Source organism: Corynebacterium sp. 401_CJEI (assembly GCF_001076435.1).
Taxonomy (GTDB): domain Bacteria; phylum Actinomycetota; class Actinomycetes; order Mycobacteriales; family Mycobacteriaceae; genus Corynebacterium; species Corynebacterium jeikeium_D.
The window spans coordinates 1-13,550 of sequence record NZ_JVIP01000033.1 but is presented as its reverse complement, the minus strand read 5'-3'; the positions used below and the strand labels follow the sequence as shown (position 1 = coordinate 13,550).

12 protein-coding genes are annotated in these 13,550 nt (G+C 58.9%); 9 read left to right on the top strand and 3 right to left on the bottom strand.

Annotated features, from left to right (window positions below; translation table 11 throughout):
- Positions 1 to 162 precede the first annotated feature (162 nt).
- The 6 genes from whiA to secG all read left to right on the top strand — a co-directional run bounded on the left by whiA (position 163) and on the right by secG (position 7,874).
- Positions 163 to 1,161, top strand: coding sequence for a DNA-binding protein WhiA (gene whiA, locus ADM64_RS07195; protein WP_048731892.1), 999 nt, complete (start codon positions 163 to 165; stop codon positions 1,159 to 1,161).
- 183 nt (positions 1,162 to 1,344) lie between these two features.
- The gene (gene gap / locus ADM64_RS07190) at positions 1,345 to 2,349 is read left to right on the top strand and encodes a type I glyceraldehyde-3-phosphate dehydrogenase (protein WP_048731894.1); all 1,005 of its coding nucleotides are present in this window, start codon (positions 1,345 to 1,347) and stop codon (positions 2,347 to 2,349) included.
- Between the two features lie 110 nt (positions 2,350 to 2,459).
- On the top strand, positions 2,460 to 3,671 hold the full coding sequence (locus tag ADM64_RS07185; protein ID WP_016422732.1) for a phosphoglycerate kinase: 1,212 nt from the start codon (positions 2,460 to 2,462) through the stop codon (positions 3,669 to 3,671).
- Between the two features lie 69 nt (positions 3,672 to 3,740).
- Positions 3,741 to 4,529, top strand: coding sequence for a triose-phosphate isomerase (gene tpiA, locus ADM64_RS07180; RefSeq protein WP_049193719.1), 789 nt, complete (start codon positions 3,741 to 3,743; stop codon positions 4,527 to 4,529).
- 202 nt (positions 4,530 to 4,731) lie between these two features.
- Positions 4,732 to 7,560 carry a phosphoenolpyruvate carboxylase gene (ppc, locus tag ADM64_RS07175; protein ID WP_049193716.1) on the top strand — a complete coding sequence of 943 codons (2,829 nt, stop codon included), beginning with the start codon at positions 4,732 to 4,734 and terminating at the stop codon, positions 7,558 to 7,560.
- Positions 7,561 to 7,637: 77 nt separating this feature from the next.
- Positions 7,638 to 7,874, top strand: coding sequence for a preprotein translocase subunit SecG (gene secG, locus ADM64_RS07170; protein WP_005510775.1), 237 nt, complete (start codon positions 7,638 to 7,640; stop codon positions 7,872 to 7,874).
- A gap of 116 nt (positions 7,875 to 7,990) precedes the next feature.
- Here secG and pgl read toward each other — a convergent pair whose 3' ends face one another.
- From pgl to zwf, 3 genes are read right to left on the bottom strand one after another with little or no spacing between them, the layout of a single operon-like run.
- On the bottom strand, positions 7,991 to 8,758 hold the full coding sequence (gene pgl / locus ADM64_RS07165) for a 6-phosphogluconolactonase (RefSeq protein WP_049193714.1): 768 nt from the start codon (positions 8,756 to 8,758) through the stop codon (positions 7,991 to 7,993).
- A complete protein-coding gene (locus tag ADM64_RS07160) occupies positions 8,755 to 9,771 on the bottom strand; it encodes a glucose-6-phosphate dehydrogenase assembly protein OpcA (protein WP_049193712.1) in 1,017 nt (338 codons plus the stop codon). The genes pgl and ADM64_RS07160 overlap by 4 nt, the downstream gene beginning before the upstream one ends.
- Before the next feature lie 50 nt (positions 9,772 to 9,821).
- Entirely contained in the window at positions 9,822 to 11,426 is a 1,605-nt protein-coding gene (zwf, locus tag ADM64_RS07155; protein WP_049193711.1) for a glucose-6-phosphate dehydrogenase, read from the bottom strand.
- A 134-nt stretch (positions 11,427 to 11,560) separates the two neighbouring features.
- Between zwf and ADM64_RS07150 the strand changes: the two genes are divergently transcribed.
- Genes ADM64_RS07150 through ADM64_RS07140 form a run of 3 tightly spaced genes read left to right on the top strand, consistent with a single transcriptional unit; the run spans position 11,561 to position 13,355 of the window.
- Positions 11,561 to 11,923, top strand: coding sequence for a GntR family transcriptional regulator (locus tag ADM64_RS07150; protein WP_049193741.1), 363 nt, complete (start codon positions 11,561 to 11,563; stop codon positions 11,921 to 11,923).
- Entirely contained in the window at positions 11,920 to 12,639 is a 720-nt protein-coding gene (locus ADM64_RS07145; protein ID WP_049193710.1) for an ATP-binding cassette domain-containing protein, read from the top strand. The genes ADM64_RS07150 and ADM64_RS07145 overlap by 4 nt, the downstream gene beginning before the upstream one ends.
- Positions 12,636 to 13,355 carry a hypothetical protein gene (locus tag ADM64_RS07140; RefSeq protein ID WP_049193708.1) on the top strand — a complete coding sequence of 240 codons (720 nt, stop codon included), beginning with the start codon at positions 12,636 to 12,638 and terminating at the stop codon, positions 13,353 to 13,355. The genes ADM64_RS07145 and ADM64_RS07140 overlap by 4 nt, the downstream gene beginning before the upstream one ends.
- Positions 13,356 to 13,550 lie beyond the last annotated feature (195 nt).

The window sequence follows — 13,550 nt, the reverse complement described above, 5'->3', positions numbered from 1 at the left end:
ATTCTCCTGCGAGGATGCAATAGACAATCAACTAATTGCCACTCGATTGGTACCGGATACTATCCTTGAGGTTTATTGCTAAAGCTCAAATGGGGTTAATTTTACCTAAATTAACCAGGCCCAAACCCAGCTCGCACACATGAAATGAGGATGGACAGCATCGTGGCATTGACGGCGAAGGTCAAAGACGAACTAGCCCGCGTGTCAGTTTCGCAGGAAAGCGCTCAGGCAGCGGAGATTTCGACCCTGTTCCGCTTCGCAGGAGGACTCCACCTGGTGGCAGGTTCGATTGTGCTGGAGGCTGAGTTGGATTCCGGCGCTGTCGCACGCCGCCTGCGCTCCATGCTGGCCGAACTCTACGATGTCAAAGCCAGCCTCAATGTCTTGTCTCCCGGTGGCTTGCGAAAGACCTCGAAGTACATCGTGCGGGTAACCGATGGCGCGGAACTCGTCGTTAGGCAAACTGGCCTGATCGACTCTGCAGGACGTCCCGTACGTGGGCTACCACGCAAGCTGATCATGGGACAGAAGATCGATCAAGAAGCTGCATGGCGGGGTGCCTTTTTGGCACATGGTTCACTGACTGAGCCGGGGCGTTCCTCAGCTTTGGAAGTCACTGCTCCTTCTGCTGAAGCGGCACTCGCATTGGTGGGATGTGCTCGTAGGCTCGGAATTACGGCTAAGAGCAAGGAGAATAAATCCCGCGGTGGCGATCGCGTAATCATCCGGGAGGGCGATGCAATCGGTGCGCTGCTGACGCGAATGGGAGCCCAGACTACTCGCCTGCAGTGGGAAGAACAGCGTATGCGTCGTGAAGTGCGAGCGACGGCCACTCGTTTGGCAAACTTCGACGATGCCAACCTGCGGCGCTCGGCTCGTGCGGCCGTTATTGCAGCAGCGCGAGTAGAGCGTGCTTTAGAGATTCTCGGTGACGATGTACCAGACCATTTGGTGTCTGCAGGACAGCTGCGCATCGAGCACAAGCAGGCTTCATTGGAAGAACTTGGGCAGCTGGCCAATCCGCCAATGACCAAGGACGCCGTCGCAGGACGCATCCGCCGTTTGCTCTCCATGGCAGACAAAAGAGCAAACGAACTCGGAATTCCCCCCACAACTGCAGTCGTTACAGACGAACTTTTTGACAAAGAAGTTGACGAGTAAAGCACCTGTTATGCCTAGTCAGGTGCGTAATTTTTGATAAATCTCCGTTTATTTGGGATTTTCGCACCAAACCACCGCTGCGCGAATGAAAAACCCAACGTACACTTCTGTAGTGAACCTGTTGGAGCGCAATCAGCGCCCTGACAAGTGGCATCGATTCGCCAATCCATTAAGGAGATTATTGTGACGGTTCGTGTAGGTATTAACGGTTTTGGTCGCATTGGCCGCAACTTCTTCCGCTCCCTGCTCGCTGCGGGCGCTGACCTGGAAGTCGTTGCTGTAAACGACCTCACTGATAACAAGACCCTGGCTCACCTGCTCAAGTACGACTCCATCATGGGCAAGCTTGACGCAGAGGTCACCTACGACGATGAGTCCCTCACCGTCAACGGCAAGCGCATCGCGGCATACGCTGAGCGTGACCCGAAGGACCTGCCGTGGGGCAAGCACGAGGTCGACATCGTCATTGAGTCCACCGGTTTCTTCACCGATGCCAACGCTGCCAAGGCTCACATCGAGGCTGGCGCCAAGAAGGTCATCATCTCCGCTCCGGCTAAGAACGAAGACGCAACCTTCGTTGTCGGTGTCAACCACACTGACTACGACCCGGAGAAGCACAACATCATTTCGAACGCTTCTTGCACCACCAACTGCCTGGCTCCGATGGCTAAGGTCCTGGACGACAAGTTCGGCATCGAGCGCGGTCTCATGACCACCATCCACGCATACACCGGTGACCAGCGTCTGCACGACGCTCCGCACAAGGACCTGCGTCGCGCCCGCGCTGCTGCTCTGAACATTGTTCCGACCTCCACCGGTGCTGCAAAGGCAGTCGCTCTGGTTCTGCCGCAGCTCAAGGGTCTGCTGGACGGCTACGCACTGCGTGTTCCGACTCCGACCGGCTCTGTCACCGACCTGACCTTCACTGCGAAGAGCGAGGTCACCGTCGAGTCCGTTAATGCTGCCATCAAGGAAGCTGCTGAGGGCGAGCTCAAGGGTGTTCTGGGCTACAACGAGGACCCAATCGTTTCCAAGGACATCGAGGGCGACCCGCGTTCCTCTATCTTCGACGCACCGCTGACCAAGGTCATCGGCGATCAGGTCAAGGTTGTCTCCTGGTACGACAACGAGTGGGGCTACTCCAACCGCCTCGTCGACCTGGCTGTCTACGTCGGTGAGCGCCTCTAATAACTCACCTGGTTAATCCCAGACCCCGAACGGGCCGGGGTGGTTGTGCCTGAGTAGGGCACGCCACCCACGGCCCGTTTTTTACACACTTTCACAAGGATTTCATTGAGATGACTGTTAAGACTGTCAAAGACCTGATCAACGAAGGTATTGAAGGCCGTTACGTCCTCGTCCGCTCCGACTTTAACGTTCCGTTGAAGGACGGCGTTATCACCGATCCGGGTCGAATCGATGCTTCGCTGCCCACCCTGTCCGCGCTTGTCGAGGCCGGTGCCAAGGTCGTTGTTATGGCTCACCTGGGTCGCCCGAAGGGCGAGGTTAAGTCCGAGTTCTCCCTGGCCCCGGTCGCTGAGGCGCTGTCTGAGCGCCTGGAGCAGTACGTCGCGCTCGCCGGTGATGTCTCCGGTGAGGACGCGCACGAGCGCGCTAATGGCCTGACCGAGGGCGATGTACTCTTGTTGGAGAACGTCCGCTTCGATCCGCGCGAGACCTCCAAGGACGAGGCAGAGCGCGCCGAGTTCGCAGCCGAGCTGGCTGCACTTGTTCCGGACGGAGCATTTGTTTCTGACGGTTTCGGTGTTGTTCACCGCGCCCAGGCTTCCGTCTTCGACATCGCTAAGAAGCTGCCGCACTACGCCGGCAATCTGGTTCAGGCTGAGCTTGAGGTTCTGCGCAAGGTTGCAGAGACCCCGGAGAAGCCGTACACCGTCGTGCTCGGCGGTTCCAAGGTTTCCGACAAGCTGGGCGTTATTGAGGCTCTCGCGCCGAAGGTTGACTCCCTGGTCATCGGCGGCGGCATGTGCTTCACCTTCCTGGCTGCCAAGGGCTACGCCGTTGGCGCATCCCTGCTGCAGGAAGAGATGATTGACACCTGTAAGGATCTCCTGGACCGCTACGGCGATAAGATCGTTCTGCCAACCGACGTAGTTGTGGCTGACAAGTTCGCTGCAGACGCTGAAAACAAGGTGGTAGACGCCACCGAGATTCCGGAAGGCTGGATGGGCCTGGACATCGGACCGGCTTCCGCCGAGGCATTCGGCAAGGTGCTCGCTGAGTCCAAGACTGTGTTCTGGAACGGCCCGATGGGCGTGTTCGAGATGGAGGCTTTCGCAGCTGGCACCCGCGAGGTTGCACAGGCCATCATCGATGCCACCACTAACAACGGTTGCTTCTCCGTCGTCGGTGGCGGCGACTCCGCAGCGGCAGTACGTACTCTGGGGTTGAACGAGGACGGCTTCAGCCACATCTCCACCGGTGGTGGCGCTTCGCTGGAGTTCCTCGAGGGTAAGACTCTGCCGGGCGTCTCCGTCCTGGAAGACTAAGATTTTTCCACCACCGGATTTTCATCGCTTAAAAATCCGCTAATTGATAGGGAAGTGAATTCCACCACTATGGCACGTACACCATTTATTGCTGGTAACTGGAAGATGAACCTGAACCATCTCGAGGCTATCGGTGTGGTGCAGAAACTCGCGTTCGCTCTGCCGAAGGAGTACTACGACAAGGTTGACGTCGCTGTCATCCCGCCGTTTACCGACCTGCGTTCGGTCCAGACTCTGGTTGAGGGCGATAAGCTCGGCGTCACTTACGGCGCGCAGGATGTCTCAGTCCACGAGTCCGGCGCTTACACCGGCGAGATTTCCGCATCGATGCTGGCAAAGCTCGGCTGCACCTGGGTCGTCGTTGGTCACTCCGAGCGTCGCGATATGCACGCAGAGGACGACGAGCTGGTCGCAAAGAAGGCCAAGGCAGCACTGCGCGAGGGCATGAACCCAATCGTCTGTGTCGGCGAGCCGCTGGAGGTCCGAGAGGTCGAAGAGCACGTCGAGTACGTTGTCTCTCAGGTCAAGGGCTCCCTGGCTAACCTGACCAACGCTGAGCTGGCCAAGACTGTCATCGCTTACGAGCCGGTCTGGGCTATCGGCACCGGTAAGGTCGCATCGGCTGCAGACGCTCAGGAAGTCTGTGCAGCTATCCGCGAGACCATCGCTGAAATTGCGGACGAGAACATCGCAAAGGAAATGCGCATCCTCTACGGTGGTTCCGTCAAGGCCGAGAACGTCGCTGAGATCGTCGGCAAGCCCGACGTCGACGGCGGCCTCGTCGGTGGCGCTTCGCTCGACGGTGAAGCATTCGCGAAGCTCTGCGCACTTGCTGCAGATGCCGCCCAGAACGCCTAAGTGCATATAAATTCAGAACAACTGATAAGATAGGCGCCATGCGCGACCCCGGATTGGTTTTATTGATTCTCATAAAACCGATTCGGGGTTATTGCCTTTAGGCGGACTCAATCCAGGCACACCGACTGGCAATAATTCAGCGCAATACATTTCCCGAGGCTTTCCACTTGGAATGCCCGGCAATTTTCAAAGGACGTGCTCAATGAACGAACAAGTACATGGTGACACTGACCGACACACTGCAAGCAATGAGCAATCCTCATCGACCGCTACCGCGAAGCAGCAGGACTTGCTCTGGGAGGATATTCGCCACCTGGGTCGAATTCTTGGGCAGGTAATCCGCGAGCAAGAGGGTGACGAGGTCTTTAACCTGGTCGAAAATGCTCGCCGTGCAGCCTTCGAACTCCATCGTGGCGATGGCGACATCGAGAAGCTCACCGGCCTCTTCCGCGATATTGACCCTGCCGAGGCAAGCCCTGTCATCCGTGCTTTCACGCACTTCGCACTTTTGGCTAACCTCGCTGAGGATTTGCACGAGGAGCTGGGCATCGAGGCATCTCTCGATGCTGGCGATCCACCGCAGGACTCCACTCTGGAGGCAACATGGCAGAAGCTTCGCGACGCCAAGGTTTCCAGCAGCGCCATTGCGGACATGATGGACCACATTGAGGTCGTCCCGGTTCTGACCGCACACCCAACGGAAACTCGTCGTCGCACAGTGTTCGATGTGCAGAAGCACATCACGGCCGCAATGCGGCGCCGCCACGAGATTCAGGCGGCCCCGATGAATGCGCGCACCGCGGACCGACTCGCTGAGATTGATGCCGATATCCGCCGCCGTATCCTGACGCTGTGGCAAACGGCCCTCATTCGCATGAACCGCCCGGATATTCGCGACGAGGTCGAGGTTGGTCTTCGCTACTACCAGCTTTCTCTGCTGGAAGCTGTGCCACAGATTAACCGAGACGTCGTCAAGCACTTGCGTCAGCTCGGCGGAAACAAGTTGCCGGCTTACCCAACGATTCGCATGGGCTCGTGGATTGGCGGTGACCACGACGGCAACCCATACGTGACAGAGGAAACGCTGCGCTATGCCTCCGATAGGGCGGCGGGTACGATCCTGCGTCACTATTTCTCGCAGCTGCACCTGCTGGAGCGCGAGCTCAGTCTCAGCGACCGCCTGACCAAGGTCACCGTGGATCTGGTCGCTCTGGCCAGCCGCGGCCACAATGACGTACCTAACCGCGAAGATGAGCCGTACCGTCGTGCGGTTCACGGTATCCGCGGTCGCGTGGCGGCAACAGCGGTGAACTTCTTCGACGAGTCCATCATCGAGGGCGACTGGTCGGAATTCACTCCGTATGACAGCGCCGAGGAGCTACTTGAAGAGCTCTCGATTATCGACGACTCACTGCGGTCCAGCCACGATGACCTCATCGCCGATCACCGCCTGCGCGATCTGATTGATTCAGTCGAAGTATTTGGTTTCCACCTGTACTCGATTGATATCCGCCAGAATTCGGACTCTCATGAGGAAATCCTCACCGAGCTGTTCTCCGCTGCCGGTGTGGTGGACAACTACGCGGGATTGAAGGAAGCTGACAAGGTCGAGCTGCTGACCAAGGAACTGCAGTCCTCCCGTCCGCTGGTTTCGACTTCCGCAGATCTTTCCGAAGCTACGGCTCGCGAGCTAGGCATTATGCGTGCGGCATCTCGTGCGGTGCGCAAGTACGGTCACGACGCGGTACCGCACTGCATCATTTCGATGTGTACATCGGTCTCCGACCTGCTGGAGCCGATGATTCTGCTCAAGGAAGTCGGTCTGATTCGCCCGAATGGCTCCCAGCCGACCGGTTCTGTTGACGTCATCCCGCTGTTCGAAACCATCGAAGACCTGCAGGCTGGTGCCGACGTGCTGCGTGCTGCGTGGGACATTCCGGTCTACCGCGCATACGTGTCCGCACGCGGAGATCTGCAGGAAGTCATGCTCGGCTACTCTGACTCCAACAAGGATGGCGGGTACTTCGCTGCAAACTGGGCGCTTTACGACGCGGAGGTCGCCATCGTGGCAGCTGCGAAGGACAACGACATTCGCCTGCGTCTCTTCCACGGCCGCGGAGGTACCGTTGGCCGTGGTGGCGGTCCGTCCTACGAGGCAATTCTGGCGCAGCCGTCGGGTGCAGTCCAGGGGTCGGTGCGTATCACCGAGCAGGGCGAGATTATCTCTGCCAAGTACGGTCACCCTGCAGCGGCACGCAGGAACCTCGCCGCACTTGTTTCGGCAACGATTGAGTCGACTCTGCTCGACGTCGATGACCTGAAGAACCCAGCTCGCGCCCACGAGATTATGTCGGAGATTTCCGACCTGTCTCGCGAGGCCTACTCGAAGCTCATGCACGAGGACCCGGGCTTTATTGACTTCTTCACGTCGTCGACCCCGGTCGATGAGATCGGCAGCCTGAACATCGGTTCGCGTCCGACCTCACGCAAGCAGACCCAGACCATTTCTGACCTGCGCGCAATTCCGTGGGTACTGTCCTGGTCGCAGCAGCGTTCTATGGTGCCGGGCTGGTTTGGTGTCGGCTCTGCACTGCAGGAGTGGATCGGCGAGGACGAAGACGGTTCCCGCCTGGCTGAGCTCCGTCAGCTCAACGAGATTTGGCCGTTCTTCAATTCGGTGCTGTCGAACATGGCGCAGGTCATGTCCAAGGCTGACCTGAACCTGGCGCGCGCCTACGCTAGCCTGTGCCAAGATAAGGCCGACGGTGAGCGCATCTACGGCATCATCAAGGCTGAGTTCGACCTGACTTTGGAGATGTTCCTGAAGGTAACCGGGTACAAGCACCTGCTGGAGGACAACCCGCTGCTCAGGCGCTCGGTGGACATGCGCTTCCCGTACCTTATGCCGCTGAACATCATCCAGCTGGAGATGCTGCGTCGTTACCGTGCCGGCGATAATCGCGACAAGGTGCGTCGGGGCATTCAGCTGACCATGAATGGTCTGGCAACTGCACTGCGCAACTCCGGCTAGGGATACCTAGCCAGCGGAGCAATTGCGCTAGTATAGTTGGAGTTCTTAAAGAAGCGACGTTTCAAAAGGAAGTGCGCGTGTACCTCGCCATTCAGATTGTCCTGGTCATCACATCCATCCTGATGACGCTGTTCATCCTGCTCCACAAGGGTAAGGGTGGCGGACTGTCCAGCCTCTTTGGTGGCGGCATGCAGTCGAATCTGTCCGGTTCGACTGTGGTGGAGAAGAACCTTGACCGCGTCACTATTGTGACCGTGATTATCTGGTTGCTCTGCATTGTCCTGTTGCTGCTGTTCAATACTTTCGGCTGGTAGGTTCTGCACGCAGCACGCCCCACCGAAGGCCTTTAAGTAATAAAAATTCCCGTCGATAGCATTTCGCTTATCGACGGGAATTTTGCTGTTTCTGAGCTTAGGAGTACAGGGACAGCCTACAGCTGTGCAGCCGCAGCATCGTCAACAAAGACAACGGTCTCTTGAGCACCGCGGACCCCGGCCGCCGGCCACTGCGCCGGGTCGCCCTGCTGAGCGATCGCCGCAATCGCCTCGGCCTTTTCACCACCGGCTACTAGTAGCCACACACGCTGAGAGCTGGCGATGGCCGGCATAGTCAGCGTGATGCGGGTCGGTGGTGGCTTCGGACAGTTATGCACGTCCACAACCAAGCGTTCCTGCTCAGCGAGCGCTGCGGTGTGTGGGAAAATCGAGTTGATGTGTCCCTCTCCGCCCATACCAAGAAGGTGCAGGTCAAAGCCGTTTGGAGCCTTCTGACGAACGATAGCTTCGTAGCTTTCGGCGGCCTCCGTGGTGGTCACGCCGCTATCGGCAGCAGCAAACTCGAAGATGTTCTGCTCAGGAACGCCGACGGGGGACAAGAGACGCTCACGGGCCGCCAGCGCGTTGCGGTCTGCCGAGTCGGCAGCGACAAAGCGTTCATCTCCGAAGAACACCAGGACTCGCTTCCAGTCGATGTCTCCAGAATCGTCGGCAAGCGCACTGAGCAGGGCAGTACCCGCGCCGCCGCCGGTGAGAACGACGCGTACAAAACCGTCATCGGTGACCGGAGAGACGTTGCCATTCTGGACGGCGACAACCGCATCGATGAAGCGTTGACGTGCAGCCTCGACGATGCCGGCCTGGTCTGCGGCGCGATGGAACTGAGGGGCGGGGACGGTATTCGAGACGTTATCGGTTGTCACTTGTCAGAGACTCCTGGTTCGTTCGCGAAGCTGGTGATCGTGGACGTTGGGGCCTGCATGCCTACGGTGTGAATCTGGCTGAGACCACGCAGGGCACGTCCGTAGGCAGTGTCGTGATCGAGGTGACGCAGTTCCTCTGCCAAGCACTCGGAGCGTGTTGGACGCGACAATGCGACCTTGAACGGGGGCTTTTCTCCGTTGGTGACCGATGCAGTGGTAGCGCTTTCAATATCGATGCGCAGGGTCTGGCCATTTTCACGCTCAAACGCGACGGAGGTCACCGGTGGCTTGGCGCGGCCCTTTTCGTCCACCGGAATCTTCTTCTCCCCGGTGGAGTAACGGTTGACCGGCAGCCCCAGGCGATCTGCCAACCAGCCGGCGGCGACCTCCACCGATGGCGACTCCTGTGGACCGTAGATGGACACGGAGGTCACCGGCGAGTGCGGCGGCAAGTCGAAAGCCGAGGCCAACACACCGCGCCAGTTCGTCAGTCGTGACCAGCTCAGGTCGGAATCGCCAGGCGTGTAGCCCGTACGGCGCGTGTAGATAGCGTTACTATTCGGGTCACACAACGAATCGGTGATACGGCGCTGGGCGATCCTGCCGATTGGTGTCGCCGCTGGGACTTGAGGCGCCTCAGACGGCCACCACGCCACGACCGGCGTATCCGGCAGCAACAGGGGAGTCACCACAGAGCTGTGGTGCTGACCAATCTCACCGGACATGTGCATAACGACGATCTCAGCGGCACCGGCATCTCCACCGACGCGGAGTTCCGCGTCGAGGCGATTGTCCAGGCGTGGATCATCAGAGACCAATACCAGCACACGGGATGGGTGCTCGCGGGAAACGGAGTTGACCGTGGAAATAATGTTTTCCAGGTCGTCTTCGCTTTTGGCCAAAACGATCAGGGTAAGGACACGGCCCGTGGTAACGATGCCGCCCTGCTCTCGAAGCTGCACCAACTGACGAGCAATGCTCGCGGTGTCAGTGTCTGGCAAATTGACAATCATGAAAGTGTTCTTTCTGTCAGAAAATTCTTAAGAACTGAGAGGTCGGCAACCTATGGCCGTCGCCAAGCGCGACCGTCGCGCTCAAGCATGTGGTCAGCGGAGGACGGCCCCCACGAACCTGCGGGGTAACCCTCGGGACGACCGCGCTTGGCCCAGTACTCGATGATGGGGTCAAGAATCTTCCAGGACAGCTCGACTTCCTCATTAGTGGGGAAGAGGCTGGCCTCGTCGAGAAGCGCATCCAGAATCAGGCGCTCGTAGGCCTCTGGCGACTGCTCGGTAAACACCTCGGAGTAGGAGAAGTCCATGTTGACATCGCGCACCTCCATGGCCGAGCCCGGAACCTTCGAGCCGAAGCGCATGAGCACGCCCTCGTCTGGCTGGACTCGAATCACCATGGCGTTCTGACCGAGAGCGGCAGTCATCGTCTCCGCAAAAGGCAAGTGAGGTGCGGACTTAAAGACCAGCGCAATTTCAGTGACGCGGCGGCCGAGGCGCTTGCCGGTGCGCAGGTAGAAGGGGACACCGGCCCAGCGACGGGAGTTGATCTGCAGCGTACAGGCGGCGTAGGTCTCGGTCGTGGATTCGGGGTCGAAGCCTTCCTCATCGCGCAATCCCGGCACGAAGTTGCTGCCCTGCCAATCCGCCGTGTACTGGCCACGAGCGGTGTATTTCGAAAACGGACGCACTGGCTCGACGGCACGCAGAACCTTAATCTTTTCCGCCTGCAGCTCTTCCGGGGTAAAGGCGATGGGCTCTTCCATTGCCACCAGCGCCAGGAGCTGGAGTAGGTGGTTCTGAATCACGTCACGAGCTGCACCAATACCGTCGTAGTAGCCAGCGCGACCGCCCAAACCAATGTCCTCGGCCATGGTGATCTGGACGTGGTCAATGTAGTGAGAATTCCACATCGGATCGAACAACTGGTTGGCAAAACGCATGGCCAGAATGTTCTGGACGGTTTCCTTGCCCAGGTAGTGGTCGATGCGGAACACAGCGTCTTCTGGGAAGACCGAGTTCACAATCCGGTTGAGTTCCTGAGCGGAGGCTAGGTCGTGTCCGAATGGCTTCTCAATAATCACGCGACGCCAATAATCCTCGCCCGACTGCGCCAGCCCCGAACGATCGAGCTGATGACAGACATCGGGGAAGTTAGCTGGCGGAATGGACAGGTAGTAGGCCCAGTTGCCAGCGGTGCCGCGGGAGCGATCGAGCTCCTCAAGTTGTGCGGCCAGGCGATCGAAGGCCTCGTCATCGGTGAAGGTACCGGTGACAAAGTGAATGCCCTCAGCCAGGCGCTGCCAGACACTCTCACGGAAGTCTGTGCGGGCGCCCTGTTCCACTGCGGTGCGCACATAATCCTCAAAGTCCTGTTTCGACCATTCGCGACGACCGTAGCCAACTAACGCGAAGGAGGCAGGCAGCAGACCGCGGTTGGCCAGATCGTAAATGGCAGGCAGAAGCTTCTTTCGGGCCAGATCGCCCGTCACTCCGAAAATCACCATGCCGCCCGGCCCCGCAATACGCGGCAAGCGCTTATCCTGCGGGTCGCGCAGCGGGTTGATGTATCCGTGGTGGTTGGTGCTGCCATCTCCGTTGTGCCGAGAACTGGCAGTAGGGGAGTTCGGATCGTTGCGTTGCAGAGAATCACTCACGGTTTACATAATGTCATATCGAGAAAAGTCCGGTGGAATCGTTTCCGATTCCTTCGATGGGGCCTTGACGGGCCCCTTTCTTCTGCTTTAGGTTTATGACATAGGTGGTATACCCGTACACCATGGAGGTGGATATGCAGGCGAAGGAGGCGGATTCTCGGCCCATCTACGTCCAGATTGCCGAGGATCTGAAATCAATGATTCTGTCCGGGGAGCTCGCGGCTGAAAATCGCGCCCCTTCAACCAAGGAGCTCTCGGAGTTCTATCAGGTCAACCCAACCACGGCTGCCAAGGCCATGACGGAACTGTCGATGGTGGGGCTCGTGGAGAAGAAAAGAGGACTCGGCATGTTTGTCACCCCAGGCGCCCGTGAGCGCATTCGCGCTGAGCGTCGTGAAGCGTTCCAGCGCACCTACATCGAGCCATTAAAAGTGGAGGCCGGCATTCTCGGCCTCACGCTCCACGACATCATCGCCATGCTGGAGGAGGAGAAATGAGCATCTACGGCGTGATTGGCCCCAACGGCGCCGGCAAGACTTACTACCTGCGTACCCTCGCGCAGATGCCTACGGCGGCCCTGGCGAAGGCTGCACCCGACACCCAGGTCTTCGGTGCCACCCCGCGCGAATATTTCCAGATCCTGCGCACCGGCTGGGATCAGCTCGATGTGCCCCACGCGGAGTCCCTCCTCGATTTCCCCGCTGACACCCCTATCAAAAAGCTCAGCCTGGGCCAGCGCCAGCTGCTTATCGCCGCTGCCACCCTGGCATCGGGCAAGGAAGCATTGCTTTTCGACGAGCCCTTCAACGGCCTCGATGTCGAGCACCGCGCCACATTGCGCGGCATGCTTATCGACTCGGCCGAATCGGCCAACCTTGTGGTCACCTCGCAGCACTCCCAGGATCTAGCCGGCCTAGTCGACACCTTGATTGTCATCCACAAGCAGGATGCGTACGGGCCCTATGACGTCGATAAGCTGCGCGCTAGCCATCCGGTGCTGCGCGGCCCTACGGATCTCGTGGCGCAGGTGGCCGGCCCAGTGCTCGCTAAGAAAACCCTCGGCGAGCGCTGCGAGGCAATCCTGTCTACAGAGCTCAGTTCGTCTGCCGCTGCGCATGCCCGCGCCCTCGGCGTTGAGGTGAGCTACCTCGACCCCGCGGCCCTCATCGACCTCGCAAGCACCTCCTCCTACATCGAACGGAGCAAGAAATGAGCACCGGAGCTTTCATCGCGACCAACAAGAAAACCTTCCTCGGTGTTGCCGCCGTGGCCATCCTGTACTCGGCCTTCGGGCGCATGCTCGTAGGCAGCGGAACCGGCAACACCTTGCTTGGCATTATCGCGCTGGGCATCCTCTTCCTCATCACAGCCCGGCGTTCGGTCACCCTGCGTGACTACGGCGTGAGCATCGCCCGCTGGGTACGCTCCGCAATCATCGCAATCTTGGGCACATCGTTGGTGGCTACCGCCTTCATCGTCACGGCGATGGTCATCGAACAGAACAAGTCCGGTTACTACCGCGGATTCGATAGCTTCATTGTCACCTCCGGACCGGCCCTGTTTCCGGACACTAACGGGGAGCTGTACATGATTGAGGATTCCGGGCAGAACTACACCACAGTTCTGCTCACCGCGCTGTGCGTCTTCTTGAGCTTCCTCATGGCTACCGTGGCGAGCACCGCAGTCGGCACCGTCGCCGGCGCGAAGGGCACTCGTGCAGGATCGATCACCATTGGCCTGGCCCTGGTCACGCTCTTCCTCTTCAGCTATCTGCTGGACGTGACCGACTCCGTACCGGGCGCCCCCTGGCCGGCTGTGCCGATCTTTGCCTCAATCATCACCGTAATCTCTGCGTTCGTGATGGCCTGGGCATTAAAGGAAGAGAAACGCCCGCTGCCCACTGTGCGCCCCGCCTTCGCCGCGTCCTAGCTCCATTAAAAAAGCTCCCCTGCGCGGGGAGCTTTTTCATGTCCAACGTTGAACATGCGGGTTAAGTAACACAACAGGCGAACCGAAACTGACAACCCCAAAAGTTACGGGCTGCAGATGTGAAACTGTGCAAGTTTATGACACCTTCAGGCTGGTAGGGTCAGGCGGTCATTGCATCATGGATAACACCAGAGA

Bases quoted from the DNA above. Each gene is read 5' to 3' on its own strand.
- ADM64_RS07160 (WP_049193712.1), bottom strand. From the start codon at position 9,771: ATGATTGTCAATTTGCCAGACACTGACACCGCGAGCATTGCTCGTCAG.
- ADM64_RS07145 (WP_049193710.1), top strand. From the start codon at position 11,920: ATGAGCATCTACGGCGTGATTGGCCCCAACGGCGCCGGCAAGACTTAC.
- ppc (WP_049193716.1), top strand. From the start codon at position 4,732: ATGAACGAACAAGTACATGGTGACACTGACCGACACACTGCAAGCAAT.
- ADM64_RS07185 (WP_016422732.1), top strand. From the start codon at position 2,460: ATGACTGTTAAGACTGTCAAAGACCTGATCAACGAAGGTATTGAAGGC.
- ADM64_RS07150 (WP_049193741.1), top strand. From the start codon at position 11,561: ATGCAGGCGAAGGAGGCGGATTCTCGGCCCATCTACGTCCAGATTGCC.
- tpiA (WP_049193719.1), top strand. From the start codon at position 3,741: ATGGCACGTACACCATTTATTGCTGGTAACTGGAAGATGAACCTGAAC.
- ADM64_RS07140 (WP_049193708.1), top strand. From the start codon at position 12,636: ATGAGCACCGGAGCTTTCATCGCGACCAACAAGAAAACCTTCCTCGGT.